The 20952-nt window shown below is 72.2% G+C and carries 20 protein-coding genes; 4 read left to right on the forward strand and 16 right to left on the reverse strand.

The window, feature by feature from the left end; translation table 11 throughout:
- Window positions 1-10 precede the first annotated feature (10 nt).
- From ACPU2J_RS24555 to ACPU2J_RS24600, 10 genes are all read right to left on the reverse strand, one after another.
- Window positions 11-1258, reverse strand: coding sequence for a cytochrome P450 (locus tag ACPU2J_RS24555; RefSeq protein ID WP_423833984.1), 1248 nt, complete (start codon window positions 1256-1258; stop codon window positions 11-13).
- Between the two features lie 28 nt (window positions 1259-1286).
- Complete coding sequence (locus ACPU2J_RS24560; RefSeq protein ID WP_423833985.1) at window positions 1287-2690, reverse strand: NAD(P)/FAD-dependent oxidoreductase; 1404 nt, start codon at window positions 2688-2690, stop codon at window positions 1287-1289.
- Window positions 2687-2950 (reverse strand): ferredoxin, encoded by a 264-nt coding sequence (locus ACPU2J_RS24565; RefSeq protein ID WP_361597559.1) that lies wholly within the window; start codon window positions 2948-2950, stop codon window positions 2687-2689. Before ACPU2J_RS24565 ends, ACPU2J_RS24560 begins: the two co-directional genes overlap by 4 nt.
- A gap of 111 nt (window positions 2951-3061) precedes the next feature.
- The gene (locus ACPU2J_RS24570; RefSeq protein WP_423833986.1) at window positions 3062-3703 is read right to left on the reverse strand and encodes a hypothetical protein; all 642 of its coding nucleotides are present in this window, start codon (window positions 3701-3703) and stop codon (window positions 3062-3064) included.
- A gap of 114 nt (window positions 3704-3817) precedes the next feature.
- Window positions 3818-4729: a hypothetical protein gene (locus ACPU2J_RS24575; protein ID WP_420079461.1), complete on the reverse strand. Its 912-nt coding sequence runs from the start codon at window positions 4727-4729 to the stop codon at window positions 3818-3820.
- A gap of 80 nt (window positions 4730-4809) precedes the next feature.
- On the reverse strand, window positions 4810-5901 hold the full coding sequence (locus ACPU2J_RS24580; protein WP_423833987.1) for an LOG family protein: 1092 nt from the start codon (window positions 5899-5901) through the stop codon (window positions 4810-4812).
- A gap of 26 nt (window positions 5902-5927) precedes the next feature.
- Window positions 5928-6998: a hypothetical protein gene (locus ACPU2J_RS24585; protein WP_365079694.1), complete on the reverse strand. Its 1071-nt coding sequence runs from the start codon at window positions 6996-6998 to the stop codon at window positions 5928-5930.
- A complete protein-coding gene (locus ACPU2J_RS24590) occupies window positions 6980-7738 on the reverse strand; it encodes an ABC transporter ATP-binding protein (protein ID WP_423833988.1) in 759 nt (252 codons plus the stop codon). Before ACPU2J_RS24590 ends, ACPU2J_RS24585 begins: the two co-directional genes overlap by 19 nt.
- Window positions 7739-7933: 195 nt before the next feature.
- Window positions 7934-9295, reverse strand: coding sequence for an aspartate aminotransferase family protein (locus tag ACPU2J_RS24595; protein ID WP_361597577.1), 1362 nt, complete (start codon window positions 9293-9295; stop codon window positions 7934-7936).
- 3 nt (window positions 9296-9298) lie between these two features.
- Complete coding sequence (locus ACPU2J_RS24600; RefSeq protein WP_007266859.1) at window positions 9299-9802, reverse strand: Lrp/AsnC family transcriptional regulator; 504 nt, start codon at window positions 9800-9802, stop codon at window positions 9299-9301.
- A gap of 169 nt (window positions 9803-9971) precedes the next feature.
- On the opposite strand from ACPU2J_RS24600, the gene ACPU2J_RS24605 reads away from it, so the two are divergent.
- The 3 genes from ACPU2J_RS24605 (at window position 9972) to ACPU2J_RS24615 (ending at window position 13235) form a co-directional block, all read left to right on the forward strand.
- On the forward strand, window positions 9972-11411 hold the full coding sequence (locus ACPU2J_RS24605; protein ID WP_361597580.1) for a gamma-aminobutyraldehyde dehydrogenase: 1440 nt from the start codon (window positions 9972-9974) through the stop codon (window positions 11409-11411).
- Window positions 11412-11513: 102 nt separating this feature from the next.
- Complete coding sequence (locus ACPU2J_RS24610; protein ID WP_420079457.1) at window positions 11514-12692, forward strand: polyamine ABC transporter substrate-binding protein; 1179 nt, start codon at window positions 11514-11516, stop codon at window positions 12690-12692.
- A gap of 75 nt (window positions 12693-12767) precedes the next feature.
- Window positions 12768-13235 (forward strand): hypothetical protein, encoded by a 468-nt coding sequence (locus ACPU2J_RS24615; RefSeq protein ID WP_361597586.1) that lies wholly within the window; start codon window positions 12768-12770, stop codon window positions 13233-13235.
- Here the strand turns inward: ACPU2J_RS24615 and ACPU2J_RS24620 are convergent.
- The 5 genes from ACPU2J_RS24620 to ACPU2J_RS24640 all read right to left on the reverse strand — a co-directional run bounded on the left by ACPU2J_RS24620 (window position 13204) and on the right by ACPU2J_RS24640 (window position 18268).
- Complete coding sequence (locus tag ACPU2J_RS24620; RefSeq protein WP_423833989.1) at window positions 13204-14457, reverse strand: serine hydrolase domain-containing protein; 1254 nt, start codon at window positions 14455-14457, stop codon at window positions 13204-13206. The two genes, ACPU2J_RS24615 and ACPU2J_RS24620, sit on opposite strands and share 32 nt — an antisense overlap.
- 150 nt (window positions 14458-14607) lie before the next feature.
- Complete coding sequence (locus ACPU2J_RS24625; RefSeq protein WP_423833990.1) at window positions 14608-15291, reverse strand: response regulator; 684 nt, start codon at window positions 15289-15291, stop codon at window positions 14608-14610.
- Window positions 15288-16490 carry a histidine kinase gene (locus ACPU2J_RS24630; protein ID WP_420079454.1) on the reverse strand — a complete coding sequence of 401 codons (1203 nt, stop codon included), beginning with the start codon at window positions 16488-16490 and terminating at the stop codon, window positions 15288-15290. The genes ACPU2J_RS24625 and ACPU2J_RS24630 overlap by 4 nt, the downstream gene beginning before the upstream one ends.
- Entirely contained in the window at window positions 16487-17176 is a 690-nt protein-coding gene (locus tag ACPU2J_RS24635; protein WP_389068739.1) for a glycerophosphodiester phosphodiesterase, read from the reverse strand. The genes ACPU2J_RS24630 and ACPU2J_RS24635 overlap by 4 nt, the downstream gene beginning before the upstream one ends.
- A 21-nt stretch (window positions 17177-17197) precedes the next feature.
- The gene (locus ACPU2J_RS24640) at window positions 17198-18268 is read right to left on the reverse strand and encodes an adenosine deaminase (RefSeq protein ID WP_389069548.1); all 1071 of its coding nucleotides are present in this window, start codon (window positions 18266-18268) and stop codon (window positions 17198-17200) included.
- A gap of 62 nt (window positions 18269-18330) precedes the next feature.
- Between ACPU2J_RS24640 and ACPU2J_RS24645 the strand changes: the two genes are divergently transcribed.
- The gene (locus ACPU2J_RS24645) at window positions 18331-19071 is read left to right on the forward strand and encodes a DUF4190 domain-containing protein (protein WP_423833991.1); all 741 of its coding nucleotides are present in this window, start codon (window positions 18331-18333) and stop codon (window positions 19069-19071) included.
- Window positions 19072-19135: 64 nt separating this feature from the next.
- Here ACPU2J_RS24645 and ACPU2J_RS24650 read toward each other — a convergent pair whose 3' ends face one another.
- On the reverse strand, window positions 19136-20728 hold the full coding sequence (locus ACPU2J_RS24650) for a TROVE domain-containing protein (protein WP_423833992.1): 1593 nt from the start codon (window positions 20726-20728) through the stop codon (window positions 19136-19138).
- Window positions 20729-20952: the final 224 nt, after the last annotated feature.

Consider the following 20952-nt stretch of genomic DNA (forward strand, 5'->3'; position numbering starts at 1 on the left):
GGACGGCCCGCTAGGGGCGGATGCCGTCGCAGGCGACCTGGAGGTGGCGGGGGCCGCGCAGGACCGCGTTCTGACGGTAGGGCGGCGGGTCCTCCAGCAGCCGCGGGTTCTCCAGCCGGCGGGCCAGCTCGCTCAGCGCCAGCTGCGCCTCCTGCCGGGCCAGCGGGGCGCCGAAGCAGCTGTGGATGCCGCTGCCCAGGCCCAGGTGCTGGATGTCGGCGCGGTCGGGGTCGAAGCGGTCCGGGTTCTCGAACCGCTTCGGGTCCCGGTTGCCGGAGGCCAGCATCAGCCACACGGACGCGCCCTGGGGGATGGTGACACCGCCGACCTCGACGTCGCAGAGCGTGGTGCGCTGCGGCAGGAGCTGCACCGGCGGCTCGTAGCGCAGGAGTTCCTCGACGATCGGGACGGCCAGGTCCGGGTTCCCCCGCAGCCGCTGGAGGACGTCCGGGTGGCGCAGCAGCGTCAGCATGCCGTTGGTGATGAGGTTGACGGTGGTCTCGTGGCCCGCGATCAGCAGCAGCGCGGCGGTGCTGAGCGCCTCCATCGTCGTCATGGCGCCGTCCGGGCCGTCGGCCGTGGCGAGCTGCGACAGCATGTCGTCGCCGGGGTTCTTGCGGCGCTCCTCGATCAGCCCGGCCAGGTACATGCCCAGCTCCATGCGGGCGTCGCTCGAGCCCTTGCCGCGCTGCGTGGGGTCCTCGTCGGGGTCCGGGTCCAGGCTGGCCGCGAGGGTCTCCGCCCAGACGTGGAAGCGCGGTTCGTCCTCGCGGGGGACCCCGAGGAGGCGGCAGATGACGGTGACCGGGAACGGGTAGGCGAACTGGTCGACCAGGTCGATCCGGTCCAGGTTCCCCTTCGTGGCGATGGAGTCGATCAGCCCGGAGACCAGGCCGCCGAGCTCCTCGCGCATGTCGTGCACCCGGTGCGGGGTGTGCGGCGGCCCGAACGGCCGGTTCGTCATCCGCCGCAGCCGGTCGTGGTCGGGCGGGTCGAGCTTGAGGAAGGACGCCGGCAGGGTCGTTCCCTCCCCCTCGTCCTGGCCGGCCAGCGGGTCGTCCCCGGTGGCCTTCAGGTTGCGGGAGTCGGAGCTGATCCGGGGGTCGTGCAGCAGGCTGTGGATCTCGTAGTACGTACTGACGACGTACGGGCCGTCCCCGTCGTGGGACACCGGTGTCTTGCGGAGTTCCTCGTACAGCGGGTACGGATTGGCCCGGCTCGCGTAGTCGATGATCTCCCGCAGGAGGGCTTGGGTCATGGCGGGTCCTCGTGATCCTCGTGAAAGGTCATCTTCCGGGGGTGAAGGTCATCTTCCGGTCGGCCGGCGAGTAGCCGCTGAGGGTGATCGTGGGTCCGTGCGTGGGCACCGAGGGGTCCGGGAAGTCCGCCGGCAGGGGCTTGTGCCCCTCCGGGCGGCGGTCCACGGTGGAGAACGTCGGCGGGAACGGCGCGGTGGTCTCGATCTGCTGCTCGTAGAACGGCAGCCAACGGCAGTTGTCGAAGGTGACGGCCGCGATCACCCGTCCCTGGTAGCCGTAGACGGCTGCGAACCGGCGCTCGGCCAGGGAACCCTGGGTGATCAGGATCTCCGTCCCCATCGGCGGCACCCCGACCGACTTGATGTTCACGCCGAACTGCGAGGACCAGAAGGCCGGGACCCACAGGTGGGGTCGGCGGTCCGCGCTCTCGCTGAGCATGTTGTGCGCGGCGGTGTCGGCCTGGGCGACGGCGTTGCCCCAGTGCTCCAGCGACAGGAACTGGTAGCCGAACAGCGCGTGCGGGGAACGCGCCACGTCACCCGCCACGTAGATGTCGTCCGTGACGATGCCCCGGATGTCGAAGGCCCGGCATCCCGCGTCGCAGGCGATGCCCCGGGGGCCGGCTCCCAGGCCGGAGCCGGAGAGCCACTCGGTGTTGCGCTGCGCCCCCAGCGACACGACCACCACGTCCGCCTCGATGGTGGACCCGTCGGACAGGTGGGCCGCGCGGACCCGTCCGGAGGGGTCGCCCTCCAGCGAGGTCACCATGACACCGGTGCGCAGGTCCACCCCGTGCTCCCGGTGCATGTCCGCGGCCACGTCGCCGATGACCCCGCCGAGCGCGCCCACCAGCGGCGCGCCGCCGCGTTCGGCGACGGTGACCTCCAGGCCCCGTTTCCGGCAGGCCGAGGCGATCTCGGACCCGGTGAACCCGGCCCCGATGACGAGCACCCGGCGCGGGCCCGCCGCGAGGGCCCGCTGGAGCCCCTCGGCGTCGTCGCGGGTGCGGAGCACGAAGACGCCCTCCAGGGCGCCCTCCTCCTCGTTCGGCCAGGGCCGGGCGCGCACGCCGGTGGCGATGAGCAGCCGGTCGTACTCCACCTCGTCGCCGTTGCCGAGGCGGACCCTGCGGGCCGCCATGTCCAGGCCGGTGGCCGGGACTCCGAGACGCCACTCGGCGTCGACGGCCCGGCGGCGGGGGAGCGCCGTGTGGTCCGCCACCGCGTTGCCCAGCAGGACCTGCTTGGACAGCGGCGGGCGGTCGTACGGCTCGTACGGTTCGTCGCCGATCATCGTGAGCGAACCGGCGAAGCCCTTGTCCCGCAGGGTCTCGGCGGCCCGCAGACCGGCCAGCGAGGCACCCACGATGACGATGCGGCCCTCTCGCTTGAGGCGCTCCAGGGCTCCGTCGTGCGTTCCGGCAGCGGTCACCGAGAGCCTCCGGAGGGAGTGGCGGAGGCGGCGGCTTCCGCGGCGGCCGGCAGGTGCGCCATGTCCGCGTCCGTCAGTTCGAGGAGGATGGCCTGGACCGGACAGGCGGCCACCGCGCGCAGCACGTCCTCGCGCTGCTCGGCGGGCGCCTCCGGGTTGTACAGCAGCGATTCGTCGCCGTGCATGGCGAAGACGTCAGGAGCGAGGAACGCGCACTGGGCGTATCCCTGGCAGCGGTTGAGGTCGACGACAAGCCTCATGACGGATCTGCCTTTCCCTCGGCTGTTCCTCCCCGTCACCCCCGGGTCCTCCCCTGCCACCAGCATGCACGCGGGGCCCACAGGCCGCCTGCCGGAGTACGGACTCCCAGGTCAGGAAGGGTGCGGACGGTCCTGACCGGGCGTGTGGGCGGTGCCGCGGCGGGCCCGCAGGATGTGGATGCTGACGATCAGCGCCCATGCGGGGAAGAGCAGTTCGGACCAGGGCACGCCGGAACCCACCACGAGCAGCACCAGCCCCACGAGCGTGCCCAGGAGGGCCAGCGGCCGGGGGAAGACGCCGAGCATCCGACCGATGGTCGAGGTCGCGAGGACGAACACCGCCGCCACCCGCATGGCGTACGTCGACAGCAGGGTGTAGGCGTAGTGGCGGCCGAACTCGGAGGGGTTCCCCTCGCTCAGCACGGTGCCCGCCGCGGCGGCCGCGGCGAACAGCGTGGCGACGAAGACGAATCCGCTGCCGAGGAACACGGTCGCGACGAAGCGGTCCTCGGCCGCCCCGGTGTGGGTGCGCAGGGCGCCCATGAACCAGAGAAAGAAGATCCCCGCGAAGGGCACGATCTCCAGCGACACCTGGATGGCCCACCGGTTGTCCGGGTCGACCGTCGCGTCGGCGCTGCCCGAGGGCACGGCGATCCGCATGAGGACGATCGCGGCCGCGAGCAGCAGGCCGAAGGCGATCCCCGCCATCCCGGCCGCGCGCGGCGTCTTGAGCCGGTCGGTCGTGGGCTCCATGAACCCCTCACTCTCTCCCCCGGTCCAGCAAGCGGCAGCCGCCGCCGCGCCACCACCGGGGGCGGCCGACCGGGTGACGGCCGGGGGCCGTACGGGCCCGGCCGGCCGCCGGGGTCAGCCGACCGGTTGTGGCTGCTCCACCGGGGCCTGCGCCCCGTCCTCGGCCGCCTCGTGCTTGCCGTACCAGGCGACCGCCACGGCGCCGGCGACCGCCATGACGAAGCCGGCCACCGCCAGCCAGCCCAGCCCGGGTCGGGAGGCGTCGCCCAGCCAGAGCACGCCGATCGCCCCCGGGAGCACCGTCTCGCCGACGACCAGCGCCGCCGTGGCGCCGTTGACCGAGCCGATCTGCAGGGCGACGGTGTGCAGGTACATGCCGCCGACGCCGGCGATGAGGATGGCGTACAGGGCCGGGTCGGTGAGCAGGGCGCCCAGGTCGAACGGGTCGACGCCGTTCAGGATCCGCACCCCGACGCCGAGCGCGCCGAAGCCCAGGCCGGACAGCAGGCCCGCCAGGATCGCGGCCCGGCCGCCGAGCAGGCGCACGGCCACCGTGCCGCCGACCATCAGCAGCAGGGTGATGGCCAGCAGCCACCAGTGCGTGGACATCGGCGCGTGGTGCCCGCCCTCGTGGCCGGCTGCGGTCGCCAGGAGCACCAGGGCGGTGCAGACGGTCGCGATCGAGGCCCATTCCTTGCGGGTCAGCCGGATGCCCAGCATCTTCACGCTCAGCACGGCGGTGATCACCAGGTTGGCGCTGATGACCGTCTGGGAGAGGAACAGCGGCAGCAGCCGGGCGGCGAGGGCGCCGAGCCCGAAGCCCACGAAGTCCAGGACGGTGCCGACGATGAACTCCCATGTCATCGCCGCCTTAGCGGTCGACGAGAGGTTGGGGCCGCCGTGGGCGGTCACCCCGGCCGCCGCCGGGGACATCCGTGCGGCGCGGCGGGATCCGACGGCTTGCAGCACGGATCCCGTGCCGTAGCAGATGGATGCCGCGACAGCGGTCAGCAGGCCTATGAGCACCGAGGGCTCCGTTCACGTCTGGCAGGTTTTGCGGTACCACTGCCAGACGTGGGAAACGGCCGGGAAGTTGCCTGTGGACCTCAGCCCATCGAAGCGAGCACGTCCGGGACCTCGTCGACCGAGTCGACCAGGGCGATCCGCGACTCCATGGACCGGCCGCGGGCGAGGGCCCGCAGCAGGGGCCAGGCCGGCAGGTGCTCGGTCCAGTGGGTGTGGCCGACCAGCACCATCGGGGTCGGCTCGCCGCGCGACTCGTAGTGGTTCGGCGTCGCGTTGTCGAAGATCTCCTGGACGGTGCCCGCCGCGCCGGGCAGGAAGACCACGCCGGCGTTGGAGCGGGCCAGCAGACCGTCCTCCCGGACGGCGTTCGTGAAGTACTTCGCGACGTGCCCGGCGAAGGCGTTCGGCGGTTCGTGCCCGTAGAACCAGGTCGGGATGCCCACCGAGTCACCGCCGTCGGGCCAGCGCTCCCGCACGGCGAAGGCGGCGCGCGCCCAGTCGGCCACCGACGGCTCGAAGGACGGGGCCTTGGCGAGCATCTCCAGGGCCTCGGCCAGGGCGTCGTCGGGGGCGGGCGCGAGATGGGCGCCCAGGTTGGCGGCCTCCATCGCGCCGGGTCCGCCGCCGGTGGCGACGGTGAGCCCGGAACGGGTCAGCGCCCGGCCCAGCTCCGCCGCGTCCCGGTAGTCCGGGCCGCCGCGGGCCAGGGCGTGGCCGCCCATGACGCCCACCACACGGGCACCGGCGAGGTGTTCGTCGAGGGCGTCCGATATCGCGTCGTCGTGGAGGGCGCGCAGCATGGAGGAGTAGACGTCGCCGTCGGCCTTGGTTTCCTGGAACCAGGCGTACGCCTCGGCGTCCGGGGTGGCCTCGTACCCGTCGGGGAGCCCGGTGAAGAGCTCCTCCGGCGTGTAGAGCAGTCCCCGGTACGGGTCGAAGGGCAGCCCCGGGACGGGCGGGAAGACCAGCGCGCCGTCGGCGCGGACCTTCGCCGCCGCGTCGGGCTCCATCGGGCAGCCCAGGAACACGGCCGCCGAGGTGTCGGCGGACAGCAGGGCGAAGGTCCGCTCCAGCAGGTTGACCGACTGGATCCGGTAGCCGCTGAGCGAGCCGCGTGCCACGACCTGGTCGAATTCGGCGAGCGTCTCGATCTCGATGTCTGCGTTGACCATTCGGCTCACTCTAAAGGCAGTCCGCGTCAGCGTGTCAGCGCCAGAGACGTCAGCTGTGCCACACCGAAGCTGAGCGGAACGCACACCGCGACGAGGGCCGTGGCCCGCAAACCGGCCGCCGTGCGCAGGACCTTGGCGGGAGCGCCCACGTCGAGCAGTGCCTCGCGCCAGGACGGTCCGGACCGGCGGCCCTCCACCGCGGATGTGAGAAGGGTCGCTGCGGCGCACAGTGCGACGAGCGTCACGGCCGGCCAGGTCAGCTGGCCCAGCGGTACGTGCAGGCCGCCGCGGTCGCGCAGGGCGAACGCCGTCAGGGCGCCGGCCGCCACCGAGCACAGCACGCCGAGCGCGGGACCGATCCGGGGCGCCTGCTCCTGCAGGGCCCGTCCGGCCAGCAGCCGCAGCCCGCCCGGACGCACGGCCTGGATCAGACTGCCGCTGGCGTACGCCAGGCCGGGACCGGCGAGGGCGAGCCCGACGGCGGTCAGCGACCAGCCCGCGAGCATGCCCAGGCCGCGTCCCCCGAACGCCTCGACGGCGAAACCGCAGGCCGCGAGGGTGATGCCCCAGGGCAGCCCGGTCTGCGGTGCCAGCGGGCGGTGCGGCCGCAGCGCGAGGACGGTGGCCGCCGAGGCGGCCAGCGGGACCAGGGCCAGCAGGGTGAGCGCGGACGCCAGGGGCAGCGGCTGGTCACCGTGGAGCAGGCGGGAGCCTGCGCCGTCGAAGGGGAGCCCGGCCAGGTCGCCGCGCAGGTGGAGGAAGACGGCCAGGGCGACGGCGCTGCCGAGGACGCAGGCGACGGCGGTGGAGATCGCCGCGGCCAGACCGAGCCGTACGGGGCCCAGCCCGGCGGCGTCCAGTCCCTCGCGGGGACGGGTCGCCGGGTCGGCGCGGGCCACGGTGACGGCGAGGTGGACCGTGACGGCCACCGGGACCAGCGCCCACAGCAGGCGGGGGAACGATCCGGCGGGCCGGTCGACGGCGGAGGCGAGTACGTACAGCAGCAGGAAGCCTGTCCCGGCCGAGGCGGCGGCGACGAGGAGACGCCGTGCCTGGACGACTGGCCGGGAGCCGCGGGCTAGGCGGAGAGCGAGCACGCGGCCTGGCCCTCCGGGGTGTCGGGGAGCGGCGAGGCGGCGGGCGCCGGGCCGGCGAGCCGACCGTCGACCAGGGCCAGGCTCCGGTCGGCGACGGCGGCGGTGGCCTCGTCGTCGGTGGCCAGCAGCACGGTGATGTCGTGGGAGCGGGCCGCGGTGGTCAGGGTCCGCAGCAGCAGCGCGCCCTCGGCCCGGTGCAGCGGGGCCGTGGGCTCGTCGGCGTGGATCACGGACGGCACGGTGACCAGGGCGCGGGCCAGGGCGACGCGCTGGCACTCGGCACGGGTCAGGGCCGCGGGACGCTTGCGGGCGAGGCCCGCGATGTCGAGGCGGTCCAGCCATTCGCAGGCGGCGTGCTTGGCGCTGCGGTGCGAGGCCCCGGAGAGGAGCAGCGGCAGCGCGGCGTTCTCCCACACCTTCAGTTCGGGCAGCAGCTGTGGTTCGGGACCGATCCAGCCGAACCGGTCGCGGCGCAGCCGTTCGCGAGCCAGGTCACCCATGGTGTGCACGGGGACGCTGTTGAACCAGATCTCGCCCTCGGAGGGGCGCAGCTGCCCCGAGAGGCAGCGCAGCAGGGTGGTCTTGCCGCTGCCGCGGGGGCCGGTCAGCGCCAGGATCTCGCCCTGGCGGACTCCGAGGGAGACCCCGACGAGGCCGGGGGCACCGCTGTGGGAGTAGTGAAGGGAACTTGCCCAGAGGACGTCATTGTCAGGCGGGGCAATATCCGGTGGGGACACCATGGCGTACACCTCCGTCCGGGGGAACGAAGCGGTGCCCGCATCGGTCACTGGCGCCGCACTGAGATGTAAAGAGATGAACCGCTTGGATGGTGACAGCACACGGCCCGGACCCTCGCGTTCTCACTCGAACGAAGGATCCGGGCCGTGTGTTCGGACCACTGCACCCCCAGGCCGTTCACAGCCTGGTCGGGGATGTCAGAGCTTGGTCCACGCCTCGGTGAGCACCGTGCGCAGGATCCCCTCGATCTCGTCGAAGGTCCCCTGGTCCGCGGTCAGCGGCGGCGCCAGCTGGATGACCGGGTCGCCACGGTCGTCGGCCCGGCAGTACAGGCCGTTCTCGAAGAGCGCCTTGGAGAGGAAGCCGTAGAGCACGCGCTCGGTCTCCTCGTCCGTGAAGGACTCCTTGGTGACCTTGTCCTTCACGAGCTCGATGCCGTAGAAGTAGCCGTTGCCGCGGACGTCGCCGACGATCGGCAGGTCGTGCAGCTTCTGCAGCGTCTTCAGGAAGGCGCCCTCGTTGTCCAGCACGTGCTGGTTGAGGCCTTCCTTGTCGAAGATGTCGAGGTTGGCGATGGCCACCGCCGAGGACACCGGGTGTCCGCCGAAGGTGTAGCCGTGCAGGAAGGTGTTGTCGCCCTTGTAGAAGGGCTCCGCGATGCGGTCGGAGACGATGCAGGCACCGATCGGGGAGTAGCCCGAGGTCATGCCCTTGGCGCAGGTGATCATGTCCGGCACGTAGCCGAACTTGTCACAGGCGAACATCGTGCCGAGGCGGCCGAAGGCGCAGATGGTCTCGTCGGAGACGAGGAGCACGTCGTACTCGTCGCAGATCTCGCGGACCCGCTGGAAGTACCCGGGCGGCGGCGGGAAGCAGCCGCCGGCGTTCTGCACCGGCTCCAGGAAGACGGCGGCGACGGTGTCGGCGCCCTCGAAGAGGATCTGCTGCTCGATCTGGTCGGCGCACCAGCGGCCGAAGGCCTCGGGGTCGTCGCCGTAGATCGGGGCGCGGTAGATGTTGGTGTTGGGGACCTTGTGCGCGCCGGGGACCAGCGGCTCGAAGGGGGCCTTGAGGGCCGGCAGGCCCGTGATGGACAGGGCGCCCTGCGGGGTGCCGTGGTAGGCCACAGCACGCGAGATGACCTTGTACTTCGTGGGCTTGCCCTGCAGCTTGTAGAACTGCTTGGCGAGCTTCCACGCGGTCTCGACGGCCTCGCCGCCACCGGTGGTGAAGAAGACCTTGTTCAGGTCGCCCGGGGCGTAGTCCGCCAGGCGCTCGGCGAGCTCGACGGCCTTCGGGTGGGCGTAGGACCACACGGGGAAGAAGGCGAGCTGCTGGGCCTGGTTGTAGGCGACCTCGGCCAGTTCCTTGCGGCCGTGACCGGCGTTGACCACGAACAGTCCGGCGAGACCGTCGAGGTAGCGCTTGCCCTTGTCGTCGAAGATGTAGGTGCCCTCACCACGCACGATGGTGGGGACGGGTGCGTTCTCGTACGACGACATGCGGGTGAAGTGCATCCACAGGTGGTCGTACGCGGTCTTGGAGAGGTCCTGGCTCACGGGCTATCGAGTTCCCCACATGTAGGTCTGCTTCTTCAGCTTCAGGTAAACGAAGCTTTCGGTTGATCGCACGCCGGGGAGCGTGCGGATCTTCTTGTTGATCGTTTCGAGCAGGTGGTCGTCGTCCTCGCAGACGATCTCCACCATCAGGTCGAACGACCCTGCGGTCATCACGACGTACTCGCACTCGGCCATCGCGGTCAGCGCGTCGGCCACCGGGTCGAGGTCGCCCTCGACGTTGATGCCGACCATCGCCTGGCGTCGAAGGCCCACGGTGAGCGGGTCGGTGACGGCGACGATCTGCATGACGCCCTGGTCGAGCAGCTTCTGCACGCGCTGGCGCACCGCGGCCTCGGACAGGCCGACGGCCTTGCCGATGGACGCGTAGGGACGGCGGCCGTCCTCCTGCAGTTGCTCGATGATCGCCAGGGACACAGCATCGACCGAAGGGGACGGTTGTCTGTTCCTGGAATCTGCGCTTCGACTGACCACGACCTCACTGTGCACGAGGGTCGTCTGTTCCGCAAGACGGAATCAATGAAATCCGTTGTTTGAAGACTCTGATCTCACTGATTTCGTAGGTGGTGGCGTCCGGGTCTGTCGAAAGCCTCCGCCGAGGGGCTAGGCTTTGGTAAACGTCTCAATCGTTGGACATGTGATCAGGAGTGTGGCTGTAGTGACCACCGAACTGCGTCGTCTGCGCAACTACATCGGCGGGGAGTTCAAGGACGCCGCCGACGGGCGGACCACCGAGGTGGTCAACCCGGCCACCGGCGAGGTGTACGCGACCGCCCCGCTCTCGGGCCAGGCCGATGTCGACGCCGCCATGGCCGCCGCCGCGGCCGCCTTCCCGGGCTGGCGCGACACCACCCCCGCCGAGCGCCAGAAGGCCCTGCTGAAGATCGCCGACGCCTTCGAGGCCCGTGCGGACGAGCTCGTCGCCGCCGAGTCGGAGAACACCGGCAAGCCGCTGGGCCTCACGGCCAGCGAGGAGCTGCCGCCGATGGTGGACCAGATCCGCTTCTTCGCGGGTGCGGCCCGTCTGCTGGAGGGCCGCTCGGCCGGCGAGTACATGGACGGAATGACCTCGATCATCCGCCGTGAGCCGGTCGGCGTATGCGCCCAGGTCGCGCCGTGGAACTACCCGATGATGATGGCCGTGTGGAAGTTCGCGCCGGCCATCGCGGCGGGCAACACCGTCGTGCTGAAGCCCTCCGACACCACCCCGGCCTCCACCGTGCTGATGGCGGAGATCATCGACTCGGTGCTGCCCAAGGGCGTCTTCAACGTCATCTGCGGCGACCGTGAGACCGGCAAGGCCATGGTCGAGCACTCCACCCCGGCGATGGCCTCCATCACCGGCTCGGTGCGCGCCGGCATGCAGGTCGCCGAGAGCGCCTCCAAGGACGTCAAGCGCGTCCACCTGGAGCTCGGCGGCAAGGCCCCGGTCGTGGTCTTCCCCGACGCCGACATCGCCAAGGCCGTCGAGGACATCGCCGTCGCCGGCTACTTCAACGCGGGCCAGGACTGTACGGCCGCCACCCGGGTGCTCGTGCACGAGTCGATCCACGACGAGTTCGTCGCGGCGCTCGCCAAGGCCGCCGCGGACACGAAGACCGGTGCGCCGGACGACGAGGACGTGCTCTACGGCCCGCTGAACAACCCGAACCAGCTCAAGCAGGTCGCGGGCTTCATCGAGCGCCTCCCCGCCCACGCCAAGGTCGAGGCGGGCGGCCACCAGGTCGGCGACAAGGGCTACTTCTACGCGCCGACCGTGGTCTCGGGCCTCAAGCAGGACGACGAGATCATCCAGAACGAGGTCTTCGGCCCCGTCATCACCGTCCAGTCCTTCACGGACGAGGCCCAGGCCCTGGAGTACGCGAACGGCGTCGAGTTCGCCCTCGCCTCCTCCGTGTGGACCAAGGACCACGGCCGCGCCATGCGGATGTCCAAGAACCTCGACTTCGGCTGCGTGTGGATCAACACCCACATCCCGCTCGTCGCCGAGATGCCGCACGGCGGGTTCAAGAAGTCCGGCTACGGCAAGGACCTCTCCGCCTACGGTTTCGAGGACTACACGCGCATCAAGCACGTGATGACCTCGCTCGACGGCTGACCGGCGCGGATCGGCGCATCGATCACAGCTGAGCGTTGACGGGGCGGGCAGTAGACAACATGTCTATTGCCCGCCCCTCCGCGTTCCGCCGAGGCTGTGCCTATGCCTGAACTCGCCTTCTCCCGCCGCGTGATGCTCTCCGGAATCGGCGCCGCGGGCCTGTCGGCCGCACTCGCCGGCTGCGGTGTGCCCGCCGCCTACGTACCGGAGGAGCGGCGCGGGGGACCGGACCGTTCGGACCGGGACCGGAGCGTCTCCTTCTCCAACTGGCCGCTGTACATCGACACCGACGAGGAGGACGAGGAGCGCCGGCCGACGCTGGAGGCCTTCTCGGAGCGGACCGGCATCGAGGTCGCGTACACCGAGGAGATCAACGACAACGACGAGTTCTTCGGCAAGGTCAGCCCGGCCCTGATGAACCGCCAGGAGACCGGCCACGACCTCGTCGTGGTCAGCGACTGGATGGCCGCCCGCTTCGTGCACCTGGGCTGGGCCCAGAAGATGGACCGGTCGACGCAGCCCAACGTGGCGGGCAACCTCGATCCCCAGCTGCGTTCCCCCGCCTTCGACGAGGGCCGGCTGCACACCGTCCCCTGGCAGTCCGGAATCACCGGCATCGCCTACAACCGCAGGGCCCTGGGCCGCGAGATCAAGTCCGTACGGGACCTGTGGGCCCCGGACCTGACGGGCAGGGTCACCCTCTTCTCCGGCCTGGACGAGTCCTTCGCCCTGCTGATGCAGGGCGAAGGGGTGGACGTCACCCGCTGGACGGAGTCCGACTTCCACCGGATGTGCGACCGGGTCGAGGCCATGGTGCGCAAGCGGCACGTGCGCCGCTTCACCGGCAACGACTACACCTCCGATCTGAGCAGGGGCGACGTCCTTGCCTGCCAGGCCTACTCGGGCGACGCCATCCAGCTCCGCGCGGACAACCCCGACATCGAGTTCGTCGTCCCCGAGGAAGGGGGCGAACTCTGGGCAGAGAGCCTGCTGGTCCCCAACCTCGCCCGGCACAAGGCCAACGCCGAGGCCCTCATCGACCACTACTACGACCCGGAGGTCGCCGCCGAGCTCGCCGCCTCCGTCAACTATGTCTGCCCCGTGCCGGCGGCCCGCGAGGTCCTGGCCGGTTCCGACGACCGGGAGACCGCCGAACTCGCCGAGAACCCGCTGGTCTTCCCCGACGACGAGATGCGGGGGCGCCTCGCCGTGGCCCGGGACATCACCTCCGTCGAGCGCCGCGCCTTCGCCCGCCGGTGGAACGGCATCGTAGGGCTCTGACCTGACCTTCCAGTGAATTGAACGCGTTCAGGAAATTTGCTGAACGTGTTCAATTCCGGGTGTAGGCTTCCTTCCATGAGCGAGAGAAGCGCCCTCGAACGGCGTATCCGTGCCTGGCTGGTCCTGTTCCTCGTCTGCCTCGTGCTCAGCGGGCTCACGGCCTTCCCCCTGGTGACCGAACTCCGCTGGGCCAATGCCCTGATCGACAACGAGTGGCTGCGCCGGGTGGGCGAGGGGCTGGACCGGGCCGACGCCGACTACCCCTTCCTCCTCTACGGAACCGACTGGCTCGCCTTCGCCCACCTCGTCATCGCCGTCTTCTTCTACGGCGTGTACCGCGACCCGGTCCGCAACATATGGATCGTCGAGGCCGGCATGATCGCCTGCGCCGGAGTGATCCCGCTGGCTCTGATCTGCGGCCCCATCCGCGGCATACCGATCTGGTGGAGCGTCATCGACATGGCCTTCGGTGTCTTCGGGGTGATCCCCCTCCTGATCCTGCGGCGCATGATCAAGCGGCTGGAGGCCGCCCCTGCCCGGTGAAGGCCGCCATGACGATGCCGAGGGCCACGGGATTGCCGTCCCGGCCCTTGGCGTCCGTCGCGTTCACCGAATAGACCAGGGTCCGCGAGAGGTCCCGGGTCGCGCCGATCGCCGTGGCGTACCCGTACCGCCCGCCCGTCTTGCCCCAGGCCACCGTGCCGTCCGGCAGGACCAGCCGGGACAGCCCCGCCGTCATCACCGCCGGCCCGCCGCTCGTGAAGTCCTTCACCCGCGGCACGGTGAACATCTCCTCCAGCCGGCCCGCCGGCACGACCCGGCCGCCGAACAGGGCCACGGTGAACCGCTCCAGATCCGCCGTCGTCGAGACGATGTCGCCAGCGGCCCAGCGGTCGGAGGAGTTCCACTCGGTCACGTCGCGCAGCTCGCGCGAGCCGTCCGCCCCCGGTATCGCCTGGTACCCCCTGTTGTGCGGACCCTGGATCCGCGTCCCGGTCCGCCCCGGGAAGGACGTGCCGTGCAGGCCCAGCGGCCGCAGGATCCGGGCGGCCACGGCCTCCTCGTACCGCAGGCCCGTCACCCGCTCGATCAGCACACCGAGCACCGTGTAGTTGATGTTCAGGTAGTGCTGGGCCGTGCCGGGCGCGAACTCGGGCTCCTTCGCGACCGCCCCGGCGATCTGCTTCCGCGGATCGGTCACGTCGAAGCGGTGCTCCCACTGCTCCTCGAAGGAGTCCCCCGGACCGTCGGCGGCCGGTATGCCGCTGGTGTGGTCGAGCAACTGCCGCACCGTGACGGCCCCGTAGCGGTCGGGCACCGTACCGGGCAGCAGACGCCGGACGGGCCCGTCGAGATCCACCCGGCCCTCCGCCGCCAGCTGGAGGACCACCGCCGCCGTGAACACCTTCGTCACCGATCCCGCCCGGAACCGCCCCTGCGCGACGGCGTCCCGGCCGGTGCGGACATCGGCCACGCCCGAACTCCCCCGCCAGCTCCCGGCCGTCCCGCCCACCCGGACCAGCGCGGCCGTGGCGTCACGGTGCCGCGGGCCCAGGCCAGCGATCGCCGCCTCCAGCGCCGCCGCGTCCGGAGGTGGCGCGGCCTGCGCCCCGCCCCGCTGCGAGGACGCGGGCGGCGGTGGTGCGGGCGCGGCATGGGCGACGGCCGGAGCCGCCGCGACGGCGAGGACCAGCGCGGTGGCGATCAGCGTGTGCGTGCGTGCCCGCCTGGGCGTGCCTGCCCGCATGGGCGTGCGTGTCTTCATGACGGTGTGCTCCCCCTGTGAACCCCGGGGCCCGGTGCCCCGACGTCCCCTCCATGCTCCTGCTCACAGGGGTGGCCGCGGATCACCAGCGAGAGGGGTCTTCACCGGTCGTACGACTCACCTGCGCGGGGGAGACGACACGCCGCCGCCTCACTCCCCGGAGGGAGTACCCGCGCTGCCCGCCGCGATCAGGCCGGTCTCGTACGCGCAGATCACCGCCTGGATCCGGTCCCGCAGCCCCAGCTTCGCCAGCACGTTGCCCACATGGGACTTCACGGTGTGCTCGCTGACCACCAGCGCCGCGGCGATCTCGGCGTTCGACAGCCCGCGGCCCAGGTGCACCAGCGTCTCCCGCTCCCGGGCGGTCAGCACCTCCAGCCGGCCGGACGCGAGCGCGAGGGAGGGGGCCACCGTCCGCGCCGTGTACTCCTCGATCAGCCGCCGCGCCACGGACGGCGCCAGCAGCGACTCGCCCGCGGCCACCACCCGCACCGCGTGCACCAGGTCGTCCCGCCGCACGTCCTTCAGCAGGAACCCGCTCGCCCCCGCGTGCAGGGACTCGTACACGTACTCGTCGGAGTCGAAGGTCGTGAGCATCACCGTCCGGCACGCGCCGCGCGCCGAGATCGCCCGGCACGCGGCGATCCCGTCCAGCACGGGCATCCTGACGTCCAGCAGGGCGACATCGGGGGCGAACCGTTCCACCGCGGCCACCGCGGCCGCTCCGTCCCCCGCCTCCGCCACCACCTCGACGTCCTCCTGGGCGTCCAGGATCATCGCGAAGCCGCTGCGCACCAGCTCCTGGTCGTCGGCCACCACCACACGGATCGTCAACTCCCCACCTCCGGGCGCGAGGTTACAAGGACCGCCCGCACCTCGAAGCCGGGCCCGTCCCGGCGCGGCCCGCACCACGCGGTCCCGCCGTGTGCCGCCGCCCGTTCCCCGATCCCGATCAGCCCGTGCCCGCCGCCGGCCGCCCCGCCGTCATCGCCGCGGCCGCCCCCGGGCCCCCGCCCGTCGTCGGTCACCGTCACGGACAGCTCCCCGTCCCCGTGGTGCAGCCGTACGCTCACCCGCCGGGCCCGCGCGTGCTTCAGCACGTTCGTGAGTGCCTCCTGCACGATCCGGTACACGGCCGTGTCCACCGCCGCCGACAGGCCCGCGGCCCCGCCGCTCTCCTCGTACACGACCTCCGGCCCGCCCCGCCGCACCCGTTCCAGCAGCGCCGGCAGCGCCGCCACCCCGGGCTGGGGCTCGCGCGGCTCGGGGCCGTCCGTCTCGCGGAGCACCCCCAGCATCGTGCGCAGCTGCGCCATCGCCTCCCGGCCCGTCTCCGATATCGCCTCGAAGGCCGCCTCGGCCCGTTCCGGCGCCCGCCGTACCGCCACCGGCCCGGCCTCCGCCTGCACGATCATGATGCTGACGGCGTGCGAGAGGACGTCGTGCATCTCGCGTGCGATACGGGCCCGCTCCCGGGCCGCCGCCTGCTCCGCCTCGATCCGGTGGGTCCGCTCCAGCTGCGCCGCCCGGTCCTCCACGGCGGCCGTGTAAGCCTGCCGGGTGTACTGCAGCCGGCCCAGCGCGTAGGCGGCGCCCGCGCAGAACAGGGTGAAGGACAGCTCCCGGGCCGTTTTGGTGCTCAGCCCCACGGAGGTGGCGACGGCCGCCACCGATCCCGCGCCGACCCACGCCCGCACCCGGCCGGGACACTGGAGCGCGACGGTGTAGAAGGCCATCAGCCCGGCGTACGGCAGCGGCTGTCCCGGCCCGTCCACCGCCACCCGGTACACGCCGCCGACCAGCAGGATCACCACCAGTACCAGGACCGGCCGGCGCCGCCGCCACACCAGCGGCAGCACGCCCAGCGTCGTGAACGCGTACGCCGTCCACGTCACCGGGGGCAGTCCGGGCTCGCGCGGCAGCACGAACGGCATGGTGACGGCCAGCTGCACCAGCACGGTCAGCGCCAGGTCCACGGCCCACGGCCGGGCCGCCCCCGGCAGCCGGACCCGCCGCGCCGCCCCGGGTATCACCGGCCGAAGCGGGACCGTACGGCCGTCAGCGCATCCACCCGGTTGGTGGTGATCGCGTCGACCCCCGCCGCGAGGAGCGCCTTCATCGACCGCTTGGTGTCCGCCGTCCAGGCCGACACCAGCAGGCCGTCCCGGTGGAGGGCCTCCGTCAGTTCGCGGCTCACCAGCCCGAAGCGGTAGTTCAGCCAGCGCGGCTTCACCGCGTCGACGAGGACCCGACGCGGCGGCGACAGCGTGGTCCAGGTCAGGGCGATCTCCGCGTCCGGGTCCGCGGCACGGACCGCGAGCATGCTGCCGGGGCCGGCGCAGTAGTACGTCCGCTCGCGCGCCCCGCATTCGCGGACCAGGTCCACGACCGTGCGCACCGTCTCGGAGTCGGCGCCGGGCAGGTCGAGCATCAGCCGGCCCGGCCCGGTCTCCGTCAGGGCCTCGCGGAGGGTGGGCACCCCACCCTCCGTCAGCTCCTTCAACTGCGCCGCCGACACCTCGTCGAGCCGCACGTCGTGCCCCCACAGCCGCTGCAGCGACTCGTCGTGGAGGAGGACCGGCACCCCGTCCCGGGTCGTTCTGACGTCGACCTCGACCGCGTCCGCCCCGCGCGCGAACGCGGAGCGGACCGAGGGCAGGGTGTTCTCGGGGAACCGGTAGGGATCGCCGCGGTGTCCGACGGCAGTCAGGGTGCGCATGGCCCCATTCTCAGGGGGACTTCAGCGTGCGAGCCATTCGCTCGTGTACGTGTCGATCTCCGCGTTGAGCTTCGCCTTGCCCGCCGGGTCCAGGAAGGAGGCCTCGACGGCGTTCTTGGCGAGCTGCGCGAGACCGCGCTCGTCGAGGTCGAGGAGCCGGGCGGCCACCGCGTACTCGTTGTTGAGGTCGGAACCGAACATCGGCGGGTCGTCGCTGTTGATGGTGACGAGCACGCCGGCCGCGACCATCTCCTTGACGGGGTGGCTGTCGAGGTCGGTCACCGCGCGGGTGGCGATGTTGGAGGTCGGGCAGACCTCCAGCGCGATCCGGTGCTCGGCCAGGTACGCGAGCAGCTCGGGGTCCTTGACGGAGCTGGTGCCGTGCCCGATGCGCTCGGCGCCCAGGTCGCGGATGGCGTCCCAGACGGTCTCCGGACCGGTGGTCTCACCGGCGTGCGGCACGCTGTGCAGGCCGGCGGCCCGGGCCGCGTCGAAGTACGGCTTGAACTGCGGCCGGGGGACACCGATCTCGGGGCCGCCGAGGCCGAACGAGACCAGGCCCTCCGGGCGCAGGTCGACGGCGAGCCGCGCGGTCTCCGCGGCGGCTTCGAGGCCGGCCTCGCCGGGGATGTCGAAGCACCAGCGCAGGATGACGCCCAGTTCCTTCTCGGCGGCCTTGCGGGCGTCCTCGATGGCCTCCATGAAGGCCTTCTCGTCGATGCCCCGGCGGGTGGAGGAGTACGGGGTGATGGTCAGCTCGGCGTAGCGGATGTTCTGCCGGGCCATGTCACGGGCGACCTCGAAGGTCAGCAGCCGTACGTCCTCGGGGGTCCGGACGAGGTCGACGACCGACAGGTAGACCTCGATGAAGTGCGCGAAGTCGGTGAAGGTGAAGTAGTCGGCGAGCGCCTCGGGGTCGGTGGGGACCTTCGAGTCCGGGTGGCGGGCGGCGAGCTCGGACACGATGCGCGGGGAGGCCGAGCCGACGTGGTGGACGTGCAGTTCGGCCTTGGGCAGCCCCGCGATGAAGGGGTGCAGGTCGGTCATGGGGGTGCCTCCGGGAGGACGCGGGTGCGGGCAGGTGGCCTTCATCGTAGGCACCCCCGTGACCGTCGGCGGCAGCGCTTAGCATGGCTGTACGAGAGGGGCTCCGCATGAGTGACAGCAGTTCCGCGCCGCGAGACCCGTGGGCGCCGCCCGAGCGGCCCGCGGTGGACCTGGGCAAACAGCAGGGCGCGCCCGGTGCTCACGGAGTCCCCGGCGCGGCCGGCCCGCCGCCACCGTCTGTGCACGACGGGCCGACGCTCCCCGGGCTGCCGGGGGAGCAGCCGCCGCAGTCCGTCCCGGGGCCGCCATCCGTACCGGGCCCGGCGGCGTACGGCTATCCGACCCCGCCCGGCTACGGCTATCCCGGCGGCGCGGGCCACACGGCACCCCCCGGGTATCCGGGCGACGCGGGCTACCCGGGCTACGCCACCCACCCCGGCCACCCGACCCACCCCGGCTACGCGACCCACCCCGGCTACCCGGGCCATCCGGGATACCCGGCCCCGGGCGCGTACCCGCCGTACGGCCGCCCGCCCGCCAACGGCCTCGGCGTGACCGCCCTGGTGCTCGGCATCCTCTCGGTCATCGGCTGCGTCATCGGCTTCATCGGCATCGCGCTCGGCATCGCCGCGGTCGTCTTCGGCGCCGTCGGCAGGGGCAAGGCCAGGCGCGGCGAGGCGGACAACGGCGGGATGGCCCTCGCGGGCATCATCCTCGGCGGGATCGGCATCGCACTGGGCGCCCTGATGACGGTGGCCCTGTTCGCGGGGCTGATGGACCAGGGCCCGATCGGCGACTCCCCGTCCGACAGCCCCTACGACAACTCCCGGGTCCGCGAGAAGGTCTGACCGGCCGCCCGGCACGGGCCGCCGGTCGCGGCGGACCCGGGCCGGGGCCCGGGTCCGCCCGCCCTCACTCCGTCCAGGGCCAGTGCGCGTCGCGGCCCGCCTCGATCAGGGAGACCATCCGGAAGGCCGCGTCGGTGAGCCCGCCGAAGGTGTGCCGGTTCGCGCCGCCGGAGGGCCCGTGCCCCACCCGGTAGCCGGCCAGGTTCCAGGTGTAGACGGGGATCGCGGCGGGCACCTGCTCCGTCGGATCGCCGTGGTGGCCGAACGCGCCGGCCTGCTCGTCGGTGACGATCAGCACCCTGTCGTGGCCCCGGTAGTGCTTGCGCACGGCCTCGGCCGTGCAGGTCCCGCCGAGATCGCCGAAACGTTCCAGCACCTTCAGCACGGACTCGCCGCGCGTGTACGGCACCGCCTCGCTCGTACTGCCGAACTGCACCAGATCGGCGTGCTCGGCCCGCAGCGCGAGGGCCGTCCCGAACACGGCCGCCGCGTCGGCCCGGTTGAGCTCCGAGCGGTCCGACAAGGGCGCCCACATCGACCCGGACCGGTCGACGAGGACGAGCGTACGGCCGGGCAGCGCCGGTACGTTGACCAGCGAGTGGCCGAGCGCACGCTCCAGCGGGTACGCCCAGCGCAGCGAGGGCGCGTGCCGGTACGCGGCCAGGTAGCGGAAGGGGAACTGTCGCGAGCGGGCCACGTTCTCCGGGTCGCAGATCCGCGCGGCGACCTCGGCCGCCACCTCGTCCGAGACCCCTGCCCGGTCGAAGTTGCGCAGGTTGCGCAGCAGCGCCATCGCGCCCATGGACGGGATCACGGCCTCCCACGCGGCCGCGTCCAGCGGCCCCTGCAGCCAACCGGCCAGCGCCTCCCAGGTCATGCCCGCCTCGGCGAGCCGCTCCGCGCCGTCCGCGGCGAGGACCACACCGCGCCGCTCGGAGACCGGCAGCTCCATCAGCGCCCGGTGCGCGGCGAGGGTGCGGTTGCCGGCCGGGAGCTGCGCGCCCTGCGGGTTGTGGCGGCGGTCGAGGGCGTGCCGGAACAGCTCGCCCTGCCAGGGCTTGGCCGGGTCGGGCGAGGCGTGCACGAGGTTGAGGACGTCGCCGAAGCGGTACGCCCGGGAGTCGGTGTCGTACTTCAGCAGCGAGGTGCCCGAGTACAGGCGGCGCACGGCGTCGCCGATGCCGCGCTTGACGGGCTTGGGCACGTTGCGCCCGTACGCGGAGGTCCAGTGGGCGAGCAGCTCGCCGGGCTCGTCCGCACGGCGCAGCACGGAGTCCACGACGCCGCGGTTGGACGGCCCGTCGGTGGCGCCCGCGTCGAGGCGGGCCTTCACGTACGCGGCGGCGCCGACGAGCGAGGCGGTGCGCATGTGCGCGTCGTTGCGGAGCCAGGCCAGCAGGCCGGCGGTCCACGCGGGGTCCTCGACCGCGAGGGTGCGCACGAGCGCCGCGAAGCGGTCGTCGCGGGCCTGCCCGCTCTCGTAGGCGGTGTGCTGGGTGACGAAGTTGGCGACGGCGAGCAGGAACAGCTCGGAGCGGGGGTCGCGCAGGTGGCCCGGGCCGCCCTCGGCGGTGCGGGAGCGTCCGGCGGAGCGCACGGGCGAAGTGGGCGCGGCGGGCGCCGGCTTGACGCGTGCGCGCAGGTTGAAGCGGGCCATGGGAATCCCCCCGAATTCGTTGGAAGCGGGGGAGGCGTGGCGCGGGGGTGCCCGAGATCGGGAGTCGGCGGCGGACTCGTGCCCGGCGAGCTTGCTCACTGCTCCACCGGCCCGTTCCCTCGCGGGTGACGGGCCGGGTGGGATTCGAACCCACGACCTCCGGGTTGGGAAGAAGTAACCGCAGCCTGCGCACCGGGCATCCCCCACGCGGGCCTCCCGAGATC

This window comes from Streptomyces manipurensis (assembly GCF_049570255.1).
GTDB lineage: Bacteria > Actinomycetota > Actinomycetes > Streptomycetales > Streptomycetaceae > Streptomyces > Streptomyces manipurensis.

Excerpts from the sequence above, each read along its gene's own strand:
- ACPU2J_RS24635 (WP_389068739.1), bottom strand. The coding sequence starts at position 17,176 with ATGCGCACCCTGACTGCCGTCGGACACCGCGGCGATCCCTACCGGTTC.
- ACPU2J_RS24610 (WP_420079457.1), top strand. The coding sequence starts at position 11,514 with ATGCCTGAACTCGCCTTCTCCCGCCGCGTGATGCTCTCCGGAATCGGC.
- ACPU2J_RS24570 (WP_423833986.1), bottom strand. The coding sequence starts at position 3,703 with ATGGAGCCCACGACCGACCGGCTCAAGACGCCGCGCGCGGCCGGGATG.
- ACPU2J_RS24640 (WP_389069548.1), bottom strand. The coding sequence starts at position 18,268 with ATGAAGGCCACCTGCCCGCACCCGCGTCCTCCCGGAGGCACCCCCATG.
- ACPU2J_RS24645 (WP_423833991.1), top strand. The coding sequence starts at position 18,331 with ATGAGTGACAGCAGTTCCGCGCCGCGAGACCCGTGGGCGCCGCCCGAG.
- ACPU2J_RS24620 (WP_423833989.1), bottom strand. The coding sequence starts at position 14,457 with ATGAAGACACGCACGCCCATGCGGGCAGGCACGCCCAGGCGGGCACGC.
- ACPU2J_RS24555 (WP_423833984.1), bottom strand. The coding sequence starts at position 1,258 with ATGACCCAAGCCCTCCTGCGGGAGATCATCGACTACGCGAGCCGGGCC.
- ACPU2J_RS24565 (WP_361597559.1), bottom strand. The coding sequence starts at position 2,950 with ATGAGGCTTGTCGTCGACCTCAACCGCTGCCAGGGATACGCCCAGTGC.
- ACPU2J_RS24615 (WP_361597586.1), top strand. The coding sequence starts at position 12,768 with ATGAGCGAGAGAAGCGCCCTCGAACGGCGTATCCGTGCCTGGCTGGTC.
- ACPU2J_RS24650 (WP_423833992.1), bottom strand. The coding sequence starts at position 20,728 with ATGGCCCGCTTCAACCTGCGCGCACGCGTCAAGCCGGCGCCCGCCGCG.
- ACPU2J_RS24580 (WP_423833987.1), bottom strand. The coding sequence starts at position 5,901 with ATGGTCAACGCAGACATCGAGATCGAGACGCTCGCCGAATTCGACCAG.
- ACPU2J_RS24590 (WP_423833988.1), bottom strand. The coding sequence starts at position 7,738 with ATGGTGTCCCCACCGGATATTGCCCCGCCTGACAATGACGTCCTCTGG.